Source organism: Candidatus Binataceae bacterium, from assembly GCA_035508495.1.
In the GTDB taxonomy this organism is placed as follows: Bacteria; Desulfobacterota; Binatia; order Binatales; family Binataceae; genus JASHPB01.
The window spans coordinates 16728-38470 of sequence record DATJMX010000001.1 but is presented as its reverse complement, the minus strand read 5'-3'; the positions used below and the strand labels follow the sequence as shown (position 1 = coordinate 38470).

The 21743-nt window shown below is 60.4% G+C and carries 24 protein-coding genes; 18 read left to right on the top strand and 6 right to left on the bottom strand.

The window, feature by feature from the left end; all coding sequences use genetic code 11:
* Positions 1-8: 8 nt before the first annotated feature.
* The 8 genes from VMA09_00210 (at position 9) to VMA09_00175 (ending at position 8193) form a co-directional block, all read left to right on the top strand.
* On the top strand, positions 9-527 hold the full coding sequence (locus tag VMA09_00210) for a sterol desaturase family protein (GenBank protein HUA31998.1): 519 nt from the start codon (positions 9-11) through the stop codon (positions 525-527).
* A gap of 72 nt (positions 528-599) precedes the next feature.
* A complete protein-coding gene (locus tag VMA09_00205; GenBank protein HUA31997.1) occupies positions 600-1286 on the top strand; it encodes a PadR family transcriptional regulator in 687 nt (228 codons plus the stop codon).
* Between the two features lie 21 nt (positions 1287-1307).
* The gene (locus tag VMA09_00200) at positions 1308-2042 is read left to right on the top strand and encodes an ABC transporter ATP-binding protein (protein ID HUA31996.1); all 735 of its coding nucleotides are present in this window, start codon (positions 1308-1310) and stop codon (positions 2040-2042) included.
* 18 nt (positions 2043-2060) lie between these two features.
* A complete protein-coding gene (locus tag VMA09_00195) occupies positions 2061-3203 on the top strand; it encodes an FtsX-like permease family protein (protein HUA31995.1) in 1143 nt (380 codons plus the stop codon).
* 1 nt (position 3204) lies between these two features.
* A complete protein-coding gene (locus tag VMA09_00190) occupies positions 3205-4368 on the top strand; it encodes an ABC transporter permease (protein HUA31994.1) in 1164 nt (387 codons plus the stop codon).
* 1 nt (position 4369) lies between these two features.
* On the top strand, positions 4370-5578 hold the full coding sequence (locus VMA09_00185; protein HUA31993.1) for an efflux RND transporter periplasmic adaptor subunit: 1209 nt from the start codon (positions 4370-4372) through the stop codon (positions 5576-5578).
* A gap of 738 nt (positions 5579-6316) precedes the next feature.
* The gene (locus VMA09_00180) at positions 6317-7633 is read left to right on the top strand and encodes a di-heme oxidoredictase family protein (GenBank protein HUA31992.1); all 1317 of its coding nucleotides are present in this window, start codon (positions 6317-6319) and stop codon (positions 7631-7633) included.
* Positions 7634-7653: 20 nt separating this feature from the next.
* Positions 7654-8193 carry an RNA polymerase sigma factor gene (locus VMA09_00175; GenBank protein HUA31991.1) on the top strand — a complete coding sequence of 180 codons (540 nt, stop codon included), beginning with the start codon at positions 7654-7656 and terminating at the stop codon, positions 8191-8193.
* Between the two features lie 249 nt (positions 8194-8442).
* Here the strand turns inward: VMA09_00175 and VMA09_00170 are convergent, their stop codons facing one another.
* Positions 8443-8880 carry a hypothetical protein gene (locus VMA09_00170; protein HUA31990.1) on the bottom strand — a complete coding sequence of 146 codons (438 nt, stop codon included), beginning with the start codon at positions 8878-8880 and terminating at the stop codon, positions 8443-8445.
* Positions 8864-10000 (bottom strand): hypothetical protein, encoded by a 1137-nt coding sequence (locus tag VMA09_00165; protein ID HUA31989.1) that lies wholly within the window; start codon positions 9998-10000, stop codon positions 8864-8866. Before VMA09_00165 ends, VMA09_00170 begins: the two co-directional genes overlap by 17 nt.
* A gap of 181 nt (positions 10001-10181) precedes the next feature.
* Between VMA09_00165 and VMA09_00160 the strand changes: the two genes are divergently transcribed.
* On the top strand, positions 10182-10910 hold the full coding sequence (locus VMA09_00160) for an alpha/beta fold hydrolase (protein ID HUA31988.1): 729 nt from the start codon (positions 10182-10184) through the stop codon (positions 10908-10910).
* Between the two features lie 9 nt (positions 10911-10919).
* On the opposite strand, the gene VMA09_00155 is transcribed toward VMA09_00160, so the two are convergent.
* The 3 genes from VMA09_00155 to VMA09_00145 are packed head-to-tail and all read right to left on the bottom strand — an operon-like array spanning position 10920 to position 13473.
* Positions 10920-11909 carry a glycosyltransferase family 4 protein gene (locus VMA09_00155; protein HUA31987.1) on the bottom strand — a complete coding sequence of 330 codons (990 nt, stop codon included), beginning with the start codon at positions 11907-11909 and terminating at the stop codon, positions 10920-10922.
* Between the two features lie 30 nt (positions 11910-11939).
* On the bottom strand, positions 11940-12299 hold the full coding sequence (locus VMA09_00150) for a hypothetical protein (protein HUA31986.1): 360 nt from the start codon (positions 12297-12299) through the stop codon (positions 11940-11942).
* A gap of 25 nt (positions 12300-12324) precedes the next feature.
* The gene (locus VMA09_00145; protein HUA31985.1) at positions 12325-13473 is read right to left on the bottom strand and encodes an acyl-CoA dehydrogenase family protein; all 1149 of its coding nucleotides are present in this window, start codon (positions 13471-13473) and stop codon (positions 12325-12327) included.
* Positions 13474-13642: 169 nt separating this feature from the next.
* Here VMA09_00145 and nadA point away from each other — a divergent pair, with 169 nt between their 5' ends.
* From nadA to VMA09_00110, 7 genes are all read left to right on the top strand, one after another.
* Positions 13643-14656, top strand: coding sequence for a quinolinate synthase NadA (gene nadA, locus VMA09_00140; protein HUA31984.1), 1014 nt, complete (start codon positions 13643-13645; stop codon positions 14654-14656).
* 65 nt (positions 14657-14721) lie between these two features.
* Positions 14722-15363, top strand: a complete 642-nt coding sequence (locus VMA09_00135; protein HUA31983.1) for an NUDIX domain-containing protein — start codon at positions 14722-14724, stop codon at positions 15361-15363.
* A gap of 43 nt (positions 15364-15406) precedes the next feature.
* Positions 15407-15805, top strand: coding sequence for a CYCXC family (seleno)protein (locus VMA09_00130; protein ID HUA31982.1), 399 nt, complete (start codon positions 15407-15409; stop codon positions 15803-15805).
* A gap of 3 nt (positions 15806-15808) precedes the next feature.
* Positions 15809-16417 carry a DedA family protein gene (locus VMA09_00125; protein ID HUA31981.1) on the top strand — a complete coding sequence of 203 codons (609 nt, stop codon included), beginning with the start codon at positions 15809-15811 and terminating at the stop codon, positions 16415-16417.
* A gap of 45 nt (positions 16418-16462) precedes the next feature.
* Positions 16463-17932 (top strand): HAMP domain-containing sensor histidine kinase, encoded by a 1470-nt coding sequence (locus VMA09_00120; protein ID HUA31980.1) that lies wholly within the window; start codon positions 16463-16465, stop codon positions 17930-17932.
* Positions 17932-19347 (top strand): sigma-54 dependent transcriptional regulator, encoded by a 1416-nt coding sequence (locus VMA09_00115; protein ID HUA31979.1) that lies wholly within the window; start codon positions 17932-17934, stop codon positions 19345-19347. The genes VMA09_00120 and VMA09_00115 overlap by 1 nt, the downstream gene beginning before the upstream one ends.
* 260 nt (positions 19348-19607) lie before the next feature.
* Positions 19608-19802 (top strand): hypothetical protein, encoded by a 195-nt coding sequence (locus VMA09_00110; GenBank protein ID HUA31978.1) that lies wholly within the window; start codon positions 19608-19610, stop codon positions 19800-19802.
* A 33-nt stretch (positions 19803-19835) separates the two neighbouring features.
* Here VMA09_00110 and VMA09_00105 read toward each other — a convergent pair whose 3' ends face one another.
* Entirely contained in the window at positions 19836-20189 is a 354-nt protein-coding gene (locus VMA09_00105; GenBank protein ID HUA31977.1) for a gamma-glutamylcyclotransferase family protein, read from the bottom strand.
* A 38-nt stretch (positions 20190-20227) separates the two neighbouring features.
* Between VMA09_00105 and VMA09_00100 the strand changes: the two genes are divergently transcribed.
* Positions 20228-20986, top strand: a complete 759-nt coding sequence (locus VMA09_00100) for an ABC transporter permease (protein HUA31976.1) — start codon at positions 20228-20230, stop codon at positions 20984-20986.
* Positions 20983-21732, top strand: a complete 750-nt coding sequence (locus VMA09_00095; GenBank protein ID HUA31975.1) for an ABC transporter ATP-binding protein — start codon at positions 20983-20985, stop codon at positions 21730-21732. Before VMA09_00100 ends, VMA09_00095 begins: the two co-directional genes overlap by 4 nt.
* Positions 21733-21743: the final 11 nt, after the last annotated feature.

Genomic DNA, 21743 nt, shown 5'->3' with positions numbered 1-21743 from the left:
GGATCATGATGCGCGATGCGATCCTGCTCGTCGCGGGGCTCTTCTCGTGGACGATTGTCGAGTACGTCGTTCACGGCGCGCTTGCGCATTCGCATCGTACCTTCGTTACGAAGATCCACGGCATCCATCATGGCGATCCGCATCGCGTGTTCACGATTCGCGCCTGGCCGTGGGTCGCGATCGTTTACTTCACGAGCCTCGCCTTTCTCGGAATCTCTGCGCCGACGATCTACCTCAGCGGAATCATCGCGGGCTTTCTGGCGTACGAGTTTCTGCACTACCGCTTTCATTTCGCGGAGCCCAGCAGCAATCTCGAATCGTGGCTGCGCGCGCGCCATCTGGCGCATCACACCGGCGCGCCGAACGCTTATTTCGGTGTAACGACTCCGCTCTGGGATCGTGTCTTCGGCAGCGAGCCCGAGGCCGCGCGTCGCGCAGAGCTCGAGGCGCGCGCATCTAAAATGGCGCCGCTGACGGGCCGCACCAATATCGAGCGCATCACGCGCCGCTTCAGATTCAGCAACTAGTATTCAGCCGCACTGAAGTTGACTGGCAGCTATCTTGCTTCATGTCTCAAGTCGAGATATTGAGGGCTAATCGTGTACGAAGGATCGATCAGAGGCTCGCGCGGCGCCGCCGCCGCAGGAGCAAGACTGCATCTGATGCAATCGCGGCCGGCGCCGGAGACCGTCGAGGCATCGCGCCCCAGGATGGACATCAAGTTTCCGATCCTGGGCTTTCTGATGGAGCACGAGGCGACGGGCTACGACTTGCGTCGTCGCTTCCTCGATCCGATCGGCTTCTTCTATCGCGTCAGTGACGGCTCGATTTATCCCGCGCTGAAGAAGCTCGCGCGCGAGGGGCTCGTCACGGTGCGCAACGAAAAACACGGACACCGCACGCGCAAGGTTTACTCGATCAGTCCCGAGGGCAGAACCTGGTTCAAGCGGATGCTGCGTCAGCCGGCCGAGCCGGTTTTCGTTTTCGACGAGATGCAGATCAAAGTGTATTTCGCCAACAACGATCCGGCCGCCGCGCTCAGTCATATCAACAACACGATTCGCGAGGAGACGGTCCACGCATCGAACCTGCGCGCGCTCGTCACCAAGATGCGCCGCGAGAAGGCGAGCCCGTTTCGCCGCATCGTCGTCGAGCTCGGCCAGGCCGTGCTCGAAGCCAAGGCTCGCGTGCTGACGCGGCTGGCAACGGAATTGCAAAACGAAATCCGGTCATTCGCGAAGAAGCCGCAGGCGGGACGCACTCCGCGCGCGGCAATCGCGAAGTAGATCGTAGATGGGGAGGGACTGATGGATACCAAGTTCGCTGTCGATCTCGAGCACGTGATTCGCACCTACAAGCGCGATGAGTTTGAAGTACGCGCCCTCGACGACGTTACGATCCAGATTCCGGAGGGCCGCTTCGTCGCGATCATGGGGCCTTCGGGCTCGGGCAAGACCACGATGCTGAACCTCGTCGCCGGCATCGACCATCCGACCTCGGGCCGCGTCGCGGTCGGAGGCGAAGAGATCACCGGCATGAAGGAGCGCGATCTCGCCGCGTGGCGCGCGCGTCATATCGGATTGGTATTTCAATTCTACAATCTGATTCCGGTGCTCACCGCGTTCGAAAATGTCGAGCTGCCGCTGCTGCTGACGCATCTGAGCAAGGCCGAGCGGCGCGAGCACGTTGAGACCGCGCTCAAGGTCGTCGGTCTCGCCGATCGCATGGATCACTATCCGCGTCAGCTCTCGGGCGGACAGGAGCAGCGCGTCGCGATCGCGCGCGCGATCGTTACCGACCCGACGATCGTCGTCGCTGACGAGCCGACCGGCGACCTCGACGCCAAGTCGGCCGAAGACATCCTGTCGCTGCTGGTCGAGCTTAACCGCCAGTTTCACAAAACGATCGTGATGGTCACGCACGACCCGCGTGCCGAGCGCTACGTCGATACCGTTTATCGCCTGGACAAGGGCATTCTCGCAGGCGTCGAGCCGGGCAAGGGCGGCGGCACTCCGGCCGAAGCCGCGGGAGCCACGGCCTGAGCGGATGGAGTTCGCGTGATGAAGTACGCGATGCTGGTGCTGAAGAATCTGACGCGCAGCAAGCGGCGCACGATCCTTACCGTGTTGTCGATTGCTGTCTCGCTGTTTATTTTCTCGGCACTGGTCAGCCTGCCGACCGTCGCCAATCAGATTCTGAGCGACACGGCCTCTTCGGTGCGCGTGTCCTGCCACAACAAGGCCGGCCTCACCTACAGCATGCCCGAGGCCTACAAGCAGCGCATCCAGACCACCAGGCATGTCGTCGCGGTAGTTCCCGAGAGCTGGTTCGGCGGGATCTACCACGAGATGTCCGATCAGTTTCCCAATCTCGCGGTTGATCCGGATAGTGCCGAGGCAATGTGGCCCGACTGGGGCGTCACGCACGATCAGTGGGAGCAGTTCCGTTCGCTGCGCACGGCGTGCCTGGTCGGCTCGGGTACGATGAAACGCTTCGGATTGCACGTCGGACAACAGATTCAGCTCCGCGGCACGATCTACCGCTTCAACGTCACGCTCAATATCGTCGGCGAGCTGCAGGGCAAGGCGCCGCCCAACTTCCTGATCTTCCGCCGCGACTATCTGGAAGAATCCGAAGGCCGCCCTGGTTTCGTCGATAACTTCTGGGTGCGCGTCGACAAGTCCGAGAACGTGCCGACGGTGATCGCCACACTCGATGAAGGCTTCGCCAATTCTTCCGCCGAGACGCAGACCGAGACTGAATCGGCGTTCGTCGGACAGTTCCTGAATGGCTACCGGCTGTTCTTCCGCTTGGCCGAGATCCTGGGCTTCATCGTGGTCGTGACGATCGGCATGGTTGCCGCGAACACCGCTGCGATGTCGATTCGCGAGCGCCGCGGTGAAATCGCGGTGATGCGCTCGATCGGCTTCACTTCGAGCACGATCCTCTCACTCCTGCTGAGCGAGTCGCTCGTGATCGGCCTCATCGGCGGAATCATCGGGTGCGGCGCCGCCTTCGTGGTGCTCAAAGTTTTCTCGGTAGGGGCGCCCGCGATGGGCGCACTCAGCGCGATCCAGATGCCGCCTTCGATACTGATCGAAACTCTGATCATCGCGGCGATAATCGGGATCCTGAGCGCGCTGTTTCCGGCGCTCTCTGCCTCCCGCCGCAACATCGTCGATACCCTGAGGACGGTTGCCTGATATGGCAGTGCCGCTGAAATACAACCTGCGCAGCCTGCTGGTGCGCCGCGTCTCGACCCTGATGACTGGTGGTGGAATCGCGCTGGTGGTCGCGGTGTTCGTGATGGTCATGGCGATGGTGGCGGGACTCAACTCCGCAATCTCCGACACCGGCTCGCCTGACAATCTTATCGTCATCCGGCGCGGCGCGACGACCGAGACCTACTCCTCGATCCAGCTTCCGCAGTTCGACGCGATGAAGTTCCTGCCGCAGATTCGCCGCGACAAGGATGGCGCTCCGCTCGCTTCGCCTGAGCTGCCGGTGCAGATGCTGATGCAGAGGATCGGCGGCGGAAGCGACAATATCGTCATGCGTGGCGTGCTGCCGGTCGCGCTCGAGGTTCACGACAAGGTTCATATCGTCGAGGGCCGCATGTTCAACCCCGCGGTCAACGAAGTAATCGTCGGCAAGGGGCTCGTCGGGCGCTACGAGAACTGCGCGATCGGCTCGACGCTTCATCTCGGGCGCGGCAACTGGAAAGTCGTCGGAATCTTCGACGCCGCGGGCAGCTCGTTCGAGTCCGAAGTCTGGGGCGACATCCATAATGTCCAGGACGACACGCAGCGCGGCGCATATTACGCCGACGTGCGCCTCAAGCTGCAGCCGGGCGCCGACCAGGATGCGCTGATTCGCCGCATCGCCGACGATCCGCAGATCAACCTGCAGGCTGAATCCGAGCAGGAGTACTACAAGGACCAGGCGGTCGTCGCGAACCAGATGCGCGTGCTGGGGATGGTCGTCGCCATCGTCATGGCAGTCGGCGCGATCTTCGGCGCGATGAATACGATGTATGCTGCGGTCTCCACGCGCACCACCGAGATCGGAACTTTGCGCGCGCTCGGTTTTTCGCCTGCGGCTGTAATGACGTCGTTCCTGACCGAGGCGTTGATGCTGGCGCTGGCGGCAGGCGCGCTCGGAATCGTGCTGGCGCTGCCGATTAACGGGTTGTCAACCACGTTCGGCAACTTCATCACATTCTCAACCCTGGCGTTCAGCTTCCGTGTAACGCCGCGTATAATGACCGAGGCAGTTGTCTTCGCCGCCGTGATGGGCGTGTTCGGTGGATGGTTGCCCGCCCGTCAGGCCATGAAGATGCGCGTCGTCGACGCGCTCAGGAGCGTATGACGTGGCAGCAGATCCCCCGCGCAGCCCCAATATCCGTGAGCTGGAATCGCTCAGAATCTCGCGCGCGCCGAAAGCCGTGCCGCCGAGCCGGCTTCTGCCCTATGTGATAGGGGCAGCGGCTCTGATAGTCGTCGGGGTGATCGGATTCGTCGTCTATCAGCGCACGCTCGGCCGTCCGCCCGAGGTGCAGACTGCGGTCGTGACATTCAAGCAATCGGGTCAGCCGGGAGTATTACTCACCGGCTCGGGCTATATCGTCACCAAGGACAAATACATCGTTATCGGCACCAAGATTCAGGGCCAAATTGTGCAGGAGCCGATCGAAGAGGGAAAAATCGTTCACGTCGGCGACTTGCTCGCCAGGATCGACGATCGTGACTATCAGGCTAATCTACGCCAGGCGCGATCCGACAAAGAACTGGCGCAGGCCAATCTGGTTCTGAAACAGGTGCGGGCAAGACGCTATCGCGATCTCTACACACAGAAAGTCGCGACCAAAGACGAGCTTGACGACGCCGAGAATCAACTGGCAGTGGCGCAGGCGACGCTCAATCATGCCAACAATGCGATCGACTACGCCAAATACTATGTTGATCTCTGCGTAATTCGATCCCCGCTCAACGGAATCGTGCTTACCAAGTATCGCGAAGTTGGCGACACGATTAACTACGGTGGCGATATCCAGGCTGGCGGTGGCACGTCGGACATCGTGCAGCTCGCCAACACCGACGACATGCGCGCCGAAGTCGATATCAACGAAAGCGATATCGCCAAGGTCACGATGGGCGAGCCGGCCGAGGTTATTCTCGACGCATATCCGGACAAGCCATTCGCGGCGCAGGTCGTGAAATTGTATCCCGAAGCCGATCGCCAGAAGGGAACGGTCAAGGTTGCAGTGCACATCATCGATCCGGATCTCGCAATCATCAAACCCGAGATGAGCGCGAAAGTGACCTTCCTCGCGAGCACACCGCAGACCCAGGAAACGCCTCTGGTACTCGTACCGAAAAAGGCGCTCCTCTCGGACGGCAATCCCAACGCGGTCTGGGTAGTGCATAATGGCGCGGCGATTAAGACCACAGTCACCACCGGCCGCGAATTCCAGGATGGCGTCGAAGTAAAATCCGGCCTGAGCGGCGGCGAGATGGTGATCGTCGTACCGCCACCGAATCTGCGCGACGGCCAGCAGGTAACTCCGGTTCAATCGTAACGCTCGACCTCTTTAGCTCGATCGTTAAGCTCGCCCGCCAAAAACGGGCGAGCTTATTTTTTTCGCCTTCGCTGTAATCCCTCTCCCTGACCAGGGAGAAGGCTGGGTTGAGGGTATTCTGGATCTGGGTTTCACATGCTCAGAGAAAGATCCAGGCGACCCTCACCCGGCGCCGCGATGCGGCGCCGACCTCCCTCTGGTCAAGGGGAAGAATTCCGGGGGGAGCGAAAATGTAGTTTTACAAAGCTCTCCTGATCAGGTCTTAAGACGACGCGGTAGTTGGGGAACCTCTGCGGCGAATTGTACTATTGACCTGCTCTATTGTCGCAATAGCGTCTGTTCGCAGATTTCACGACATATAATTTATTACTGTAGTAATAAATACCTATTCACTTAATCGCGTTAGTGCACGATACAGAAAAGTTGTTTCAGGAACGCAACTTCCGTTGACCTCATTTATCCTCCTCAGTATAAGGGCCTCCCTTGGGATCAGGCTCGGGTTCTGAGATTGGCCGAATTGTAAGCGAGTCGGCATTGTTTGAACGGGGTCGCGCCGCTTCTCGAACCGAATCGAGACTCGGCGCGGTATTGGGGGAGATTGTCATGCGGAGAGCGTGGGTTACTCGGTTCATTCCGAGGGTGGTTTCGTGTCTGTCTTCCGTTCTTTTGATTTCCATCACATTTGCAGCCGGTAAAGCGCTCGCGGGACCTGCCAACAAGCAGGCGTCGCAGCAACCGATGAATGTGCCGGTTAATCTCGATGGCTTTGGCGCGCCGCTGCCAGGTGTCGCGAGCAACCAATCGGATCTGAACATATTTGCGACCGGACAACTCAACTTTAAGGAAGTCGAGTCGCTGCCGCAGGTGGGGCCGGTGATGAATGGGATCTCATGCGCGGGGTGCCATTCGCAACCGGCGATCGGCGGCGGGGGCCTCACCATCAATGAGATTCGCGTGCGCAATAACACGCAGCCGGGTCCGGTACATATTTTCGCGGTCGATAATTTCCTTCGTAATGGACCGGAGACGCAGGGCTCGAACACGATCTTCGCAGAGGGCGTCGAAGCCGAGCCGCTCGGATGCCAGATAACTGCGCCCGGATGCCAACTGAGCGCGTGCCAGCAACTCGAGGCGCAACGCACTACATTCCAAGCGGGGCTGCCGACCTGCGACACCACAAGCGCCAACTACCAAGGCGGAGAAAATTGCATCGTCGGCCGCGCCGCAGTGCAGGTGTTCGGCGATGGTCTGGTCGAAGCCGTCGCCGATTCGACTTTCGTCCAACTCGCCAAAAATGAGCCGAACCCGATTCAGGGCACGGTCAAATACGTCACTGAAAATTTCCTGAACACCGCGCACGTCGGGCGCTTCGGATGGAAGGACGATCACGCCATGCTGCGCGGCTTCGCTGGCGATGCGTATCTAAACGAGATGGGCATCACGAATCCTGACAATCAGCAAGAAGTCAGCGAATGCGCTGCAAACCTCACAGCATTCGGAATCCAACTTGAAACGCCATCCAACCAGGAACCCGAGGACACGATCGATCCTGATGGACGCGCCGATATCGATCGCTTCGCGGACTTCATGCGAGCACTCGCGCCTCCACCGGAACTCACGCAGACCACGGCGGCGAACACCGGCTCGGCGCTATTCAACAAACTAGGATGCGCGGGATGCCATGTCGCAAACCTCACGACGGCCTCCAATCCCGCGAATTTCATTCCCCCTTCGACTGGCGGAATCGCGATTAGCTCGTCGCTTAACAAGACGCTCGCCAACCAGACTTTCCATCCCTATTCGGATTTCCTCTTGCACGACATGGGCTCGCTCGGCGACGGTATTACATCAGGCGCAGCCGGTCCTACGCTGATGCGCACCGCTCCGCTTTGGGGAATTCGCGGCAAATCTCAGTTCTTACACGATGGACGCGCGGGCGATATTCCGACCGCGATCAGTCTTCACGACGGACAGGGCAAAGCCGCCGCACGGGCCTTCGAGGCGTTGTCGACGCAACAGCAGCAGAACCTGGTGAGCTTCCTCAACACGCTCTGAGTGACTTCGGGGTTCACTTGGTGACTATCGGACTGCGCGATTCGAGCCTGGGCGCGCTTATCAGCCGCGCCCAGGCAGGATCGCATGAGGCAATCGAGGAAATAGTCATTCGCTACCGAGATCGGCTGATGCGTTTCGTTCGTGTTCGCGATCGAGGCGACGCGACCGAGGACATTTGCCACAGTATTTTAGTCAGCGTGATGACCGGGATCTCGAGTCTGAAGGAACCGGAATCATTCGAGTCGTGGTTATTTCAGATCGCGCGCAACGCCTGCCTGGAATCGGCACGCCGCGAGAGGCTCCGTCGCATCTTCATTCCGATCGAGCGCAAGCATGAAGACTTTCCGCTGACGGCTTCGGAAATCGATGCAAAACTCGACGAATTCAAAGCCGTCGTCGATAAGATGCCGGATTCGCAACGCGAACTGATCCTGATGCTGCTGGATCGCGATCTGTCGTACGAGGAATTAGCCACTGTAACCGGAACCACAGTCAGTTCAGTAAAATCAAAACTGTTCCGCGCCCGCGCATTCCTGCGACAGAATCTTTCTGTGAACTGATAATTCCGTAACCCCCTCTCCTTATCCTAGGAAAGGTCCATGGAGAGGTTACAATCTGGTAGTCAGGAAATATGTGCCATTTCACAACTGAGTTTCTGAGGATCGCTGGGCAAAAGAGCAAGGCGTTAGTTGAATTCGATACGTTGAACCTCTCCCTTGCCCTCTCCTGGGATAAGGAGAGGGGACCAGAAACATCAGGAGAGGGATCAGAATAGGATAGTCCGAGAAGATACTAGTTCCATGGAAATACTAGTGAAGTTGCGCAGCGAGGTTTAGTAATTCCTGGAGGGTTTGGTTGTAGCGGTAGAACTTGTCTTCTCTTAGTTGGTCGGTCGATTCGAGCCACATTTCTTCGCCTACCAGGGCGAGCGAGCTTAGCGTGTGGCGTAGCGACGGGCGGCCCGATTCGGTGATCTCGCTCAGCATCCTATTCCATACTGAGCGCTTTGCGCAGATTACGAAGTCGGGGTCGAATGCTTCGAGGTCAGTGACTATCTGCGCTTCCAGAACGCGATAGCCGTCGATCGCGACTCCGACCAGCGTCTCGCCGCCGTTGCCCGATTCATCGGGCATCACGCGAATGACGAAGCGCGTCTCGGCGTAGCCGAGGCGCTGAAACAAAGCGCCCTGGGCCTCCATCAAACGGCCCAGGGCGAGAAACCAACCTGGCTCAGGAAACGACGGCATCTTGTTTTACTTCAACCAACTTCGAAAAGTCCGTCGGCAGGATGCATCGCGGGCGCCGATCGAGTCCGGCTGAATCGCAGCGCTGCAGATACTCGTGAATGATCTTGCGCCAGAGCTGCCCCTGCAGCTCCATGCCCTTGTCGAAATTCTTGACGCCGCCGCCCATCAGAATCGCCATCGGCTCGACGAGCTCGGGCACGCTAAAGGTCTCGAGCAGTATCTTTTCCGCATCGTCGAGCTGCTCGTGGATCTCCTCGGCAACCGCGGGATTCGCCTTGAGCTGCGCCCGCAGATGCATCGTACCGTAGCCGACGTGACGCGATTCATCCTGCATGCAGCGGCGGAAGATCTCCTGGTCAACGCGGCTCGGCGCGATGAACTCGCCTTGGCGGAACATCGTGAGCACGAAGCCCTCGCCAAGGAGATGCAGGCGGCCGGTCTGCGCCGAGAAGCTGGGAGCATCGAAGATGCGCTTGAGCGAGAGCTCGCTGAGCGGGCTCGCGGTTCCAAGGCCACCGCCGTTGGCGAGCGCGCGCTTGCGGAACACGTCGGTATGGCGCGCCTCGTCCATCGCCTGCGTCGCGAGGAACATCTTCACTTCGAAGAAATCCTGGTTCATGTGGCTCATCCATCGCGTCGGCGCGTCGGCCGCGATGAATTCAACTTCGGTCAGGAAGGTGCAGAGCTGGCACATCGCGCGCTCGAGATCGTCGGGCAGCGGCTTGAGCTCCGACCATGGGATATCGCGCGCCGAGCTCCACTGCCGTGCGACGGCTTCTTCGTAAAGCTCCGCCGCGTTCTCGGCCCACACTTCGGCCTTTTCGTTGAGGGTGAAGCCGAGCGACGGGAGTCCCTCGGGAATCACCGCGCCGCGCGGCGCCATCGAGCGATGCTCTGAGCCGTGCTCGGGAACGACGCCATAGCTGCCGATCTCGATGTCCTTGAGGCGCAGGCCGAGATTGCCGGGCTTCGCACGCATGCCCCACTCGCCCATGTTGTTCATCCAGGCGAGGTCGGGCGTACCAGTCTCGTATAGCTTCTGCAGATAGCCGGAAGGCTGCAATTTGATCCGCGCATCGGAGCCGATTCGTTCCTCGTCCTTGATATGCACCGCGCCCATCAGACACCTCCTGGAGCGTCGTAGATGAAGAAGCCCTTATACTTTGGAGCTATCAAACGAATTGTTTGATTGTCAAATGATTTACTTGAGCGGGTCCCTTGCCGACGCCGCGTCGGTTGAGTCTCGCGATTTGCGCGCCGATTTGCGATGTGGTTATTGAGGACAACCGGAGGAATCGACGATGGCGGAGACATTCGTACTTGTTCACGGCGCATGGCATGGCGCGTGGTGCTGGGCCGCGGTTATCAATCAGCTCGAGCAACTGGGCGATCGCGCTTATGCGGTCGATCTGCCGGGACACGGGATGAACTACGCCAATCGCGCCGAGGTCACGCTCGACAGCTACGTGAACTCGGTCGTCGACTTTATCGAGAAACGCAACCTCACTGACGTCGTGATTGCAGGGCACAGCCTCGGCGGTTTGACGATTCCTGGCGTCGCCGTGAAGATTCCCAAGCGCATAAAACAGGTCGTATGGGTGACGGCGATCGTCGCGCTCGACGGCCAGCCGTTCGTTGATCCGCAGTCCGCGATAGTTCAAGGAGCGGCGCAACTTCCTGAGCGATCGACGCCGATCGCTGCGATGGGCGACGATTTCCTGAAAGGACTCGCCAACGACATGGATCCGGCGGTGCGAAAATTCGTGCTGAGCGCGCTGAGCCCGCAACCAATCGGGCCAATGACCGGCATCGTGCCGATGAACGCATACTTCGCGACGGGAATTCCGTCGGGCTACATCGTATGCGAGCGCGACGCGACGCCGATCGACGGCGGCAAGGAATGGCATCCGCATTTCACGAGCCGCCTGTGCAACCCGACGCTCAAGTTCATCAACTGTGGTCATGAAGTGATGTTCACGGCGCCGGTCGAATGCGCAAAGGCGCTGCACGAACTGGCGATGGGCAAATAATTCGTCGCGTCAGCGACCGACGATCACGCTGACGAACTGGTCGGCGTGAGCCGCGATCGAGAAATCACGTTCCACGAATTCGCGCGCGACGCGGCCCATGCGCTGGCGAACCTCGGGATCGTCCAGGCGTGCGATTGCATCGATCCATTGATCGGTCGTGTCGGCGAGAATTCCGGTGATACCCGGCTTCACCATCATCGGATGAACGCCGACGCGATTTGCGATCACCGGCAGACCCACGGCGTAGTACTGTAGGATCTTGAATCCGCACTTACCCCGGCTCCATCGATCGTCAGGGATCCAGCTCACGCCAATATCGCTCGCCGCAAGATCGCCGGCTTCGGTTTCGAGACTCCAAGTCTTGCGAATGAGCGGTGGGCGCTCAAAGTCCGGGAAGCGATCGCAAATCAGTTTCAAGCTGAGCTTCGGAAAGCGCGCGCCGATCGCCTCGAACAGCGCGCGCTTCTGCTCGATACCCTGGAGCGTGCTCGACGATCCGATCCATACGAGCTCGAGGTTCTCGCGTTCGCGAGGATTCGCGAGCTGGTAGTGCGCCGGATCGAGACATGTCGGAATCACGCGGACCGCGTCGCGCCGCCCCCCGCTTGCGATCGCCTGCTCTTTCAGAAAATCGTTACCCGCGATTACCGCATCGGCCGCCGCGACGGCATTTGCGAAACGCCTCTCTTTTTTGCGTGAGGCGATCCCCTTTGCACTGTACGAATCGTTGCAGAACACGGCGTCGTCGAAATCGAAGATGAGCCGCTTCGAGCGCGAGCGCAGGACTTTAAGTTGATATCCGGGGAGCAGGCGGCGCTGCAGGATTACCGCGTCGAAACCCGGCACGATTCCGAACAGGCGCATCCGCTCGATCGGACCGCGCGGTATCGCCTCGACGCTCAAGTCGCATCCGCCCGCGCGAAGCGCAGGCGCGAACGCCTCGATACGATAGCGCGAGCTGACGTGACCCGGAGTCTCGATTAACGCAAGCGCCTTCAAATCAGGCGCAAGTTATACTCGCGCCGCGCCTTAATGATAATAACGCCCACCCGCGCTCATCGCCTGTTGCACCTCGCCCATCGGGTAGTTCATGCCGCTGCGTAGGCCATTGATCATGCCGGTTATCTCCCGGATATGAGCCTGGTAGTCACGGCCTTGCCAGTGTCCCGGTGAGTTGCGGAAGTCGATCTCGTCGCGTTCCTTGGCCTTCTCGAGCTGGCCAATGAGGTTGCTCTTCTGCGAGCTGCTCAGCGCCGCGGTTGTCCCTTGCGGTCCGTAACCGTAGCCAGGACCGTAACCTGAATGGGGCTGCCATTGCGCGAACGATACCGCGGGCGCGGCAATACAAGCGAGCAACAGAGCGGCGGAGATTTTCATACGATACTTCATTGACCCTTCCCTCCTAGCACTTCCATCACAGCGGATAGCGCGCGAGCAGGCCTTTGGCTATTACCAGCGCCTGGATTTCGTTGGTCCCCTCACCGATCATCATCAGCGGCGCATCGCGGTAATAACGCTCGACCGGGAACTCCTGCATGAAGCCGTAGCCGCCCAGCACCCGCATCGCATCGAGCGAGATTTTCGCGCACGCCTCGGAGGCGAACAGCTTCGCCATCCCGGCTTCGACGTCGCATCGCTCGCCCGCGTCTTTTTTTCGCGCGGCGTTGGCAACGAGGAGCCGCGCCGCCTCGATTCTCGTACCCATGTCGGCGAGCAACAACTGCACCGCCTGATGCTGACAGATCGGTTTGCCGAAAGTGGTGCGCTGCTGCGAGTAACGAATCGCGGCCTCGAACGCGGCCCGCCCTACTCCCACAGCTCGGGCCGCAACGTTGATACGGCCGACCTCGAGTGCGCTCATCACCTGTTTGAAGCCTTCGCCCTCGCGCTCGCCGATAAGATGCGCCGCTGGAACGGCGACATCCTCGAACGTGACCTCGCACGTATCGACGCCCTTGTAGCCGATCTTCTTGAGGCCGGCGCTGACTTGCGGCCCACTCGCGTTTTTCTCGACGGCGAACATGCTGATACCAGCGTAGGCTGGCTTGGCGCGCGGATCGGTCTTGGCCGCGACCGCCAGCATCGTGCCGTTCTTTGCATTGGTTATGAACATCTTGCTGCCGTTGAGCACATAGTCGTCGCCGCGGCGCACCGCCGTGGTCTTAATAGATTGTACGTCGGAGCCGGCGTGAGGTTCCGTGAGCGCGAGGCCGCCGCGCTTTTCGCCGCGCGCCATCGCGGGCAGGAAGTATTTGCGCTGCGCGTCGGTGCCGTGGTGCGTGATAACAAACGCCATGATCAGATGGCTGTTGATCACGCCCGCCAGGCTCATCCATCCCCGCGACAGCTCCTCCATCACGCGCGCGTAGGTCTGGAAGCTGAGGCCGAGGCCGCCATGCTCGACCGGTATCGTCGCGCCGAAGAGCCCGAGCTGTTTCATCGTCGCAACCATCGCATGCGGATACTCGTCGCGATGCTCGAGGTCCGACGCCGCCGGAATTACATCGCGCTCAACAAAGCGCCGCACCGCCTCGACTATGTCCCGGTCAATCTGCTCTTCCATCAGAATCACTCCAGGTTGTTCAGCCTCACACGAAATTCGTTTAGCAGATCGTTACGCGGGCTTGCACGGTTGATGACGATGCCCTAGAGTAAGTGTCAATCTGACGCAAAGTAACGCCGGGAGGATGCTGCGGAAGCGGGATACGGGCGATGCTTGCAGGGGACGAAACATGGAAGCCACTTCGGATACGATCCTCACCGGAAGCGCGTTGCGCGACAAACTCGCCGTGCTGGGCCAGGACCAGTACAGCCTCGACGCCTGCGAGCATTACGCGGATATCATTGCCGAGATCAAACGGCTGAAGGCGCAGCGCCGCGCCGTGATCCTCGCGCACAATTATCAGCGGCCGGAAATCTTCGAGGTCGCCGACTTTATCGGCGATTCGCTGGAGCTCGCGCGCAATGCTCGCGACGTTCGCGACGCGGACATTATCGTGTTCTGCGGCGTGCATTTCATGGCTGAGACCGCCAAGGTGCTGAACCCCGAGCGGATGGTGCTGCTGCCCGATATGCGCGCCGGATGCACCCTCGCAGACAGCGTCACGGCCGAGGCTCTCGCCGAGCGCAAGGCCGAGCTGCGCAAGATTTATCCCGACCTGCGAGTCGTTTCTTATGTGAACTGCACCGCCGACGTTAAGGCCGAGTCCGACTCCTGCTGCACGTCGGCCAATGCGGTCAAGATCGTCGAGCGGATCGATTCCAACAATATCCTGTTCGTGCCCGACCAGAACCTCGCCGCCTACGTTCAGAGCAAATCCTCCAAGAACATCATTTCATGGGACGGCAACTGTTACGTTCATCATCAGATAACTCCGGCCGAGGTAGAAAAGGTCAAGCGGGCGATCCCCGGGATCAAGGTCCTGGCGCATCCGGAATGCCGCCGCGACGTGCTCGAATTGGCTGACGCGGTACTCTCGACAAGCGCGATGGTTCGCTATGCTACCGAGAGCGACGCCGACAAGTTCCTGGTGGTGACGGAGTGCGGACTTTCAGATCGCCTGCTGATGGAGATCCCGGGCAAGCACTTCTACAAGGCGTGCAAGCTATGCCGCTTTATGAAGATGATCACGCTGGAGGGGACGCTCGACTCGCTGCGCAACCTGCGGCACGAGATCGTGCTGCCGGAGGACGTGCGCCTGGGCGCGAAGCGCGCTCTGGAGCGGATGCTCGACCTCAGCGCGTAAGCGGCCGCACGGGCGGCGCCGCTGCAGTCTCGACCGCGGGCGACACGGGCGGCCTCGCGCGCCCGATGGTCGCGGTCGATACCGTTCTGTTCGCGATCAAGGACGGTCGTCTCAAGACCTACCTCGTTGAGCTGCGCGGCGGTCCGTCGCGCGGCAAATGGGCGTTTCCCGGCGGACTGGTTCGCGCGGGCGAGATGCTCGACGAGGCGGCGCGACGCGAGCTTTACGATTCGACGCGGCTCTCCGAGGCATACCTGGAACAGCTCTTCACCTTTGGCGATCCTTCGCGTGATCCGCGCGCGCACGTCGTGTCCGTCGCTTACATGGCGTTGATTTTCGATCCCGCCGCAGTTGGCGCGCCCTCATCGAGCAAGTACGTGGGAGGCGAATGGTTCGAGGTAGGCGATCTGCCACCGCTCGCGTATGATCACGCGCAGATGGCGGCCTATGCGCTGAAAAGGCTCAAGTCAAAGCTCGAATACACTAATATCGCCTATGCGCTGCTGCCGCGTGAGTTCACTTTTGCCGAGTTCGAGGACCTTTATGCGATGATCCTGGGACGCCCCCTCGATCGGCGCAATTTCCGCCGCCGCGTGATGACGATGGGCCTGCTGCGCGAGCTGCCGCATACACGGCGCGGACCGCATCGTCCGGCGGCCCTTTATTGCTTCGCGCAACAGAGTCTTAAGTTCATCCAGATGCTATAATAAACTTTGGTAGTAGATGATGTTTAAGGGCAACAAGCTCGTCATGGCACTGCTAGGCGGCCTGATGGTCGTCGGAGCAGTCGCCTATTTCTCCTACGGCACTTCTCATCCTGCTCCCGCCCAGGCTGCCGCGCCGAGCGAGGCCGCGGCGGCCGAGCAACTTCGCTTGACCCTCGATCCCGCGCGCTTCATTGGCGATGTGCGCAAGGCATATCAGGTCGCGCAGGACGATCCCGCCCTGCTCGCTCAGCTTCATTGCTACTGCGGATGCGACAAGGCTGACGGGCACAAGAACCTGCTCGATTGCTATCGCGACGAGCACGGATCGCATTGCGAGATCTGCGTCGGCGAAGCGCTCGACGCGGAAGCGATGGCCAAGCGCGGGATATCGGTCGGGCAGATTCGTGATGCGCTGCGCGCGCGATACTCCCACGGAGATTGAGGCTTGGTCGGACTGGTTTCGGCGTACATCGAACACTTCACGTATGTGGGGCTGTTCGCCGTCCTGATGATGTGCGGCCTCGGCCTGCCGCTGCCTGAGGACGTTGCGCTGCTCGCGGGCGGCTATCTCATTCATCGCGGGATCACCCGCTATCCGCTGACGCTCTTGGTATCGCTGCTCGGCGTCGTGTCGGGCGACAACTCGCTATTCTTCCTCGGCCGGCGCTTCGGCTCGGGCCTGGTCCGATATTTCGGCGTGTCGCGGCCCGGCAGCCAGATGCAAATCGAGCGCATCAAGGGCTTCATGGAACGCCATGGCCATCGCGCCATTTTCTACGCCCGATTCCTGGCCGGTTTACGCGCCCTCGTGTACCTCTCGGCCGGCTCGTTCGGCGTGCGGCCCGCAGTGTTCCTGATCTATGATTTGCTGGGCGCGTTCATCTCGGTTCCGATCGTGGTGTCGCTCGGATACCTGTTTGGCAAGCAACTCGAGATGGTCGTGCATTATCTCGGCGGCTTCGAGCGCTTGTTGCTGATCGTGGCGGTTCTCTGCATCGGGCTGTATGCGACTCGGATGCTGGTGCTGGCGGAGCGGAGAGAGCCGCAGGCATAGACCGCGCGCGATCGCGCCTGGGCTCGGACGGCCGGGCACAAAGCGATGAAACTCAAATTTCCCGCCCTCAACCTCAAAGCCAAGCTGATCGTACTGATCGTCGCGCTCCTCGCGCTGACCCTGGGCGCCGAGGTTTGGGTCAGTCTCGGCACGCAGCAGGCGATCGTCGATACCACCCAGGAGAAAGTCAAAGACCTGGCGCGCGCGATCCAGATCAGCGTCGAGCAGCTCACCTCCGTCGGCCCCGTCGATCGCGACCGTTTGCACGACTACGTAAAGAGCCTGCACGCGAGAGGTTTCGAGGTTTCGATCGCGTCGTCGCAGAACCTCATCATCAACAGTTCCAACCCGCACCTCATCGGCGCCGCGCTCAACACTCATACCTCGGATCTGCTGACCCCCGACCAGCTCAAGCATCCCGATGAGCTGGTGAAGATTCCCGGCGATCGTTTCGGCGACGAAGAAAATCGCACCACGGTGTACCTGATACCGGTCGAAGTCGAAGACCACTTGCTGGGATATGTGCAGGTCGCGGCGAACTTTGCCGACTTCGCGCAACCGCTCGCGGAAAATCGATCGCATCAGATTGCGATCGCGCTGGCGATCTTTGCGCTGGGCCTCGTCTTCGCATACGTGCTCGCCGATCGCTACGTCGGACCGATTCACGCGGTCGCATCCGCCGCACAGAATATCGCGGCGCGCGGCCTCGAAACCGTGCCCGAAGCCAAACGCGGCGACGAGATCGGACTGCTCACCAGATCGTTCAACGAGATGGTCGGGCAGTTGCGCCGCGCGCGCGAGCGCGAGCAGGAGCTCAACCGCCTCGAACGATTCACTGCGCTGGGCCAGCTCGCCGGCGGCCTCGCCCACGAAATCAAAAATCCGCTCAACTTTCTGAGCCTCGCGCTCGATCAGCTTCGCGCCCGCTACTCGCCGGCTGAGAAGCCGGGCCGCGACCAATTTGTGCGCCAGATCTCGATCATGAAGGATGAGCTGCATCGGCTCTCAGAGCTGGTGCAAAGCTTCCTGCAATACGGCAAACCGATCGAGATTCATCCGGCCCCGACTGACGTGAAGCAGCTCGTTGACGGCGTCGTCGCGCTCTCGGAATCGAAAATGAAAAGCCAGGGCATCGAGCTCGTCGAGGACATGGACGGCGTGCCGACCGTGCTCAACGTCGACGCGGAAAAGCTGCGCGCCTGTTTTATCAATGTCGTGGCGAACGCGATCCAGGCGATGCCCGACGGCGGCACGATGCGAATCGGCTTTGAGCGCAACAACGGCAGCATGGTGCTCAGGTTCTCCGACACCGGCGAGGGCATTGAGCCCGAGGTGGTCAACAAAGTCTTCGAGCCCTTCTTCACCACCAAGCGCGAGGGAATCGGGCTCGGCCTCTTTCTCTCCAAGGCGATCGTTGAAAAGCACGGTGGCACGATCCAAATCGGCCCCAATGGCGCTGAACGCGGAACGACGGTAACCTTCACCTTCCCGCTTTCGCGGATGAGCAGAAACTGATGAACCAGGCCTCGGTACTCGTCGTCGAGGACAACGATCTCGAACGGCAGATAACAGTCGAAACGCTGCGCGAAGAAGGCTTCGGCGTTGAAGAAGCCGCGATGGGCAAGCGCGCGATGGAACTGCTGGCGCTCTCGCGCTTCGATGTCGTCCTCACCGATCTGATGATGCCGGGGATGTCGGGTGACGAGCTCCTTGGCAAGGTGCGCATGACCTATCCCGGCAGCCAGGTCGTGATGCTGACGGCGCACGGTACGATCGAAAGCGCCGTGCAGGCGATGAAGAACGGCGCGTTCTACTACCTGACCAAACCGACCGATCGCGAGACGCTCGTGATGACGGTCGCGAAAGCGGCGGAGCTCGCGAACCTCCAGCAGGAGAATCTGCTGCTCAAGCGCCGCCTCGAGGGCAAGCTCGAAGCCGAGGGAATCGTCGGGCAGGACCCCGCCATCCAGGAAGTGATTCGGATGGTGCGGCGCGTCGCGCCTTCCAACTCGACAGTTCTGATCCAGGGCGAGAGCGGCACCGGCAAGGAAGTCGTGGCGCGCGCGATCCATCGCCTGTCGCCGCGGGTGGCGCGCCAGTTTGTCGCGATCAACTGCTCGGCAATTCCCGATACGCTTATCGAGAATGAGTTGTTCGGCCACGAGCGCGGCGCGTTCACAGGCGCCAACGAGCGCAAGATCGGGCTCTTCGAGAGCGCCGACAAATCGACGCTGTTTCTCGACGAGATCGCCGACCTGCCGCTTGGCTTGCAGGCCAAGATTTTGCGCGTGATGCAGGAGCGCGAGATCCGCCGCGTCGGCGGCAACGAATCGTTCCGTGTCGATGTGCGCCTGGTCGCCGCGACCAACAAGAATCTCGCTGAAGAAGTTGCCGAGGAGCGCTTTCGCGAAGACCTCTACTATCGCGTGAACGTCGTTACGATCACGCTGCCGCCGCTGCGCGATCGTCGCGGCGATATCCCGCTGCTCGCGAATCACGCGCTCGCCAAGTTCGGCCATCTCGCGGAAGGACGCGCGATCGAAATCAGCCGTGAGGCGATGGAAGTGATGCTCGATTACGCCTGGCCCGGCAATGTGCGCCAGCTCGAATCTGCGATCGAACGCGCGATCCTGTTGTGCGAAGGCGACAAGATCATGCCGCGCGATCTGCCGCAGGAAGTGCTGTCGCGCAAGACAACGGTGAAGCCGGGCGAGCGTCAGCGCAGCGACAAGTTCGAGATCCCGGCCGACGGAATCAACTTCGAAACCTTCGAGCGCGACCTCATCCTGCAAGCCATGGAAAAGAGCGACTGGGTAATCGCCAAAGCCGCCAAGATGCTCGGCATGAGCTACCGCACCCTCCAATACCGCCTCGACAAATTCGATCTCAAACGCGGCGAATCAAAACCCCCTCCGGCCGAAGTGAAGTAGTCAACGACGGCCCGGATTGTCTTGTGCCAAAAATGTGGCGGTTGATTGTCTTTCTGTCGGGTCCGCGTCAGGGCGCGTTCAGTGCCGTTACAGGTGAGCGGGTGTCGCTGCGGCTGGCGGCTCTCTCCAGCTTTGGCCCCTGCTCGCTAATCGTTTGCGGCGTTGCGCCGATCCACAGCTAGTCACATTCCGGGCACGTTGGTTGCACCGGTGGACAGGGCTGCGGGTTGGAACTTTGCCGGACGCGGGAGGAGCTGCCAATGCTCTATCGAACGCTCCAACGTAAAGATGACGAGCCTGGGCTCGACATGACCCATTTGCAGGCGGCCTATGCCCCGCGCGGTCTCGGACGAGTCGTCGCGATTATCAGGCAACTGGTTTTTGCCGGCGATCCGCTGCGCTCGCGCCGCGCTGTCGAACGCGAGCTCGAAGACCTTTACCATCCGTTCGATTAGCATCGTTCGAATTTCAGAATCGGCGCGGAGAATTCAGTCAGCCCAATCGGTTGGTAGATAGGTCCAGCATTCGATTTCATTGCCTGCGCCATCAAGCACGGTGACTCGCACGCGATTGTAGAGCGCCGGCAGTTCTTCGTATTCGTCGAGTATCTGAAAATCTCGCTCGGTCAGCCGCAGCAGGATCTTACCTTTGGTCTCGGCTCCTTTCTCCGCGGTGACGAAGAAATAGCGCTTCCGTCCGCGCGCATATCCGACCAGGCGCGCCGGAATCGTCTCGACGTGCCGCCCTAACAGGCCATCTCTCAGGTCTGGATCCAGCAGCGTGCCGTAAACGAACAGGGTCGTGATCTCGACGCGCGCGTTCATCACCTCATGTTGCCGCATCGGGCGGCTTCGCTTACCCTCGCTTGAACGTCAGGCGGATGCTCGAAGCACTATACCGTTTCCTCGACCAGCTGGGCGAAATCGGCATCCTTACGCGCGACTTCGTCCGCTACCTGCTCCGCCGTCCATTCGAGACGCGCCTTTTCCTCGACCAGCTTGACTCTATCGGCGTTCGCTCACTCAACGTCGTCAACCTGACCGCGATCTTCTCAGGAATGGTGCTGGCGCTGCAGATGGGCGAGTTCCTGGCGAAGTTCGGCGCGAAAATCTACGTCAGCCGGATCATGGGAATCTCGCTGCTGCGCGAGATGGGTCCTGTGCTCAGCGCCTTGATGGTCGCCGCGCGTGTCGGAGCCGGCATCACCGCCGAGCTCGGCACCATGAAGGTGACCGAGCAAATCGACGCGATGCGCTCGCTCGCGACGAGCCCCATTAAGAAACTCGTCGTGCCACGCGTGCTCGCTTCGATCATCATGCTGCCGGTGCTCACGATACTGGCCGACGCGATCGGGTTGTTGGGCGGGCTGGTGATCTCGATCACTCAACTCGGAGTGAGCGGCCATTTCTTCTACTCGACGCTATTGCAGAACGCGGCGCTTGGCGATCTGTTCAGCGGGCTCGGCAAGTCGGTTTTCTTTGGTTATCTGATCTCGATCGTGGCCTGCTACAAAGGATTGACTGCGAGCGGCGGCGCCGACGGCGTCGGCCGGGCGACTACTTCGGCGGTCGTGATCGCATCGATCAGCGTGTTGATTTCCGATTTCTTCCTGACCAAGTTTTTCCTTTCTCTGCCATGAACAACGGCGGCCGCGCGACGTTTATCAAGGTTCGAGGCCTGACCAAGAGCTTCGGCCCGAAGCACGTGCTGAGGGTCGTTGATCTCGACGTCTTCGAAGGCGAAACACTCGTCGTGCTTGGCGGCAGCGGCGAAGGTAAATCGGTCCTGCTCAAGCATCTCAATGGTCTCGAACGGCCCGACGCGGGTGAGATAATCGTTGCGGGGCATAATCTTGATCAACTCAACGAGGATGAGCTTGCGATCGTGCGCAAGCAGGTTGGGATGGTGTTCCAGGGCGGCGCGCTGTTCGATTCGCTAACTGTGTTCGGCAACATCAGCTATCCGCTCAGAGAGCATAGCGGGATGGACGAGGCCGCGATCGCGCGGCGCGTCAAAGAATTGCTCGGGATGGTGGAGCTCGATAGCGTCGAACAACTTTATCCCGCCGAGCTTTCCGGCGGTATGAAAAAGCGGGTTTCACTCGCGCGCGCGATCGCGCTCGAGCCGCGATGCGTTCTCTACGACGAACCGACGACCGGCCTCGACCCGATCGTCACGCTCAAGATCAATTCAATGATTCGTAGTCTGCAGCGGCAGCTCGGCTTCACGTCGGTCGTGGTGACGCACGATCTGCACAGCGCGTTCCAGGTCGGCGACCGTTTCGCGCTTCTGGACCAGGGGCGGATTCGATTCAGCGGCAGCGCCGAAGAAGTTCGGCACAGCTCTGACGAGTTGATGCGCGAATTCGTGAATGCCGCGCTATAAACGGGAGGCAT

What these genes read in the sequence shown, in the direction of transcription:
- VMA09_00210 (HUA31998.1), top strand. Translation starts at nt 9, where the DNA reads ATGCGCGATGCGATCCTGCTCGTCGCGGGGCTCTTCTCGTGGACGATT.
- VMA09_00200 (HUA31996.1), top strand. Translation starts at nt 1,308, where the DNA reads ATGGATACCAAGTTCGCTGTCGATCTCGAGCACGTGATTCGCACCTAC.
- VMA09_00195 (HUA31995.1), top strand. Translation starts at nt 2,061, where the DNA reads ATGAAGTACGCGATGCTGGTGCTGAAGAATCTGACGCGCAGCAAGCGG.
- VMA09_00190 (HUA31994.1), top strand. Translation starts at nt 3,205, where the DNA reads ATGGCAGTGCCGCTGAAATACAACCTGCGCAGCCTGCTGGTGCGCCGC.
- VMA09_00180 (HUA31992.1), top strand. Translation starts at nt 6,317, where the DNA reads ATGAATGTGCCGGTTAATCTCGATGGCTTTGGCGCGCCGCTGCCAGGT.
- VMA09_00170 (HUA31990.1), bottom strand. Translation starts at nt 8,880, where the DNA reads ATGCCGTCGTTTCCTGAGCCAGGTTGGTTTCTCGCCCTGGGCCGTTTG.
- VMA09_00165 (HUA31989.1), bottom strand. Translation starts at nt 10,000, where the DNA reads ATGGGCGCGGTGCATATCAAGGACGAGGAACGAATCGGCTCCGATGCG.
- VMA09_00160 (HUA31988.1), top strand. Translation starts at nt 10,182, where the DNA reads ATGGCGGAGACATTCGTACTTGTTCACGGCGCATGGCATGGCGCGTGG.
- VMA09_00150 (HUA31986.1), bottom strand. Translation starts at nt 12,299, where the DNA reads ATGAAGTATCGTATGAAAATCTCCGCCGCTCTGTTGCTCGCTTGTATT.
- VMA09_00145 (HUA31985.1), bottom strand. Translation starts at nt 13,473, where the DNA reads ATGGAAGAGCAGATTGACCGGGACATAGTCGAGGCGGTGCGGCGCTTT.
- nadA (HUA31984.1), top strand. Translation starts at nt 13,643, where the DNA reads ATGGAAGCCACTTCGGATACGATCCTCACCGGAAGCGCGTTGCGCGAC.
- VMA09_00135 (HUA31983.1), top strand. Translation starts at nt 14,722, where the DNA reads ATGGTCGCGGTCGATACCGTTCTGTTCGCGATCAAGGACGGTCGTCTC.
- VMA09_00130 (HUA31982.1), top strand. Translation starts at nt 15,407, where the DNA reads ATGGCACTGCTAGGCGGCCTGATGGTCGTCGGAGCAGTCGCCTATTTC.
- VMA09_00120 (HUA31980.1), top strand. Translation starts at nt 16,463, where the DNA reads ATGAAACTCAAATTTCCCGCCCTCAACCTCAAAGCCAAGCTGATCGTA.
- VMA09_00115 (HUA31979.1), top strand. Translation starts at nt 17,932, where the DNA reads ATGAACCAGGCCTCGGTACTCGTCGTCGAGGACAACGATCTCGAACGG.
- VMA09_00110 (HUA31978.1), top strand. Translation starts at nt 19,608, where the DNA reads ATGCTCTATCGAACGCTCCAACGTAAAGATGACGAGCCTGGGCTCGAC.
- VMA09_00105 (HUA31977.1), bottom strand. Translation starts at nt 20,189, where the DNA reads ATGCGGCAACATGAGGTGATGAACGCGCGCGTCGAGATCACGACCCTG.
- VMA09_00100 (HUA31976.1), top strand. Translation starts at nt 20,228, where the DNA reads ATGCTCGAAGCACTATACCGTTTCCTCGACCAGCTGGGCGAAATCGGC.
- VMA09_00095 (HUA31975.1), top strand. Translation starts at nt 20,983, where the DNA reads ATGAACAACGGCGGCCGCGCGACGTTTATCAAGGTTCGAGGCCTGACC.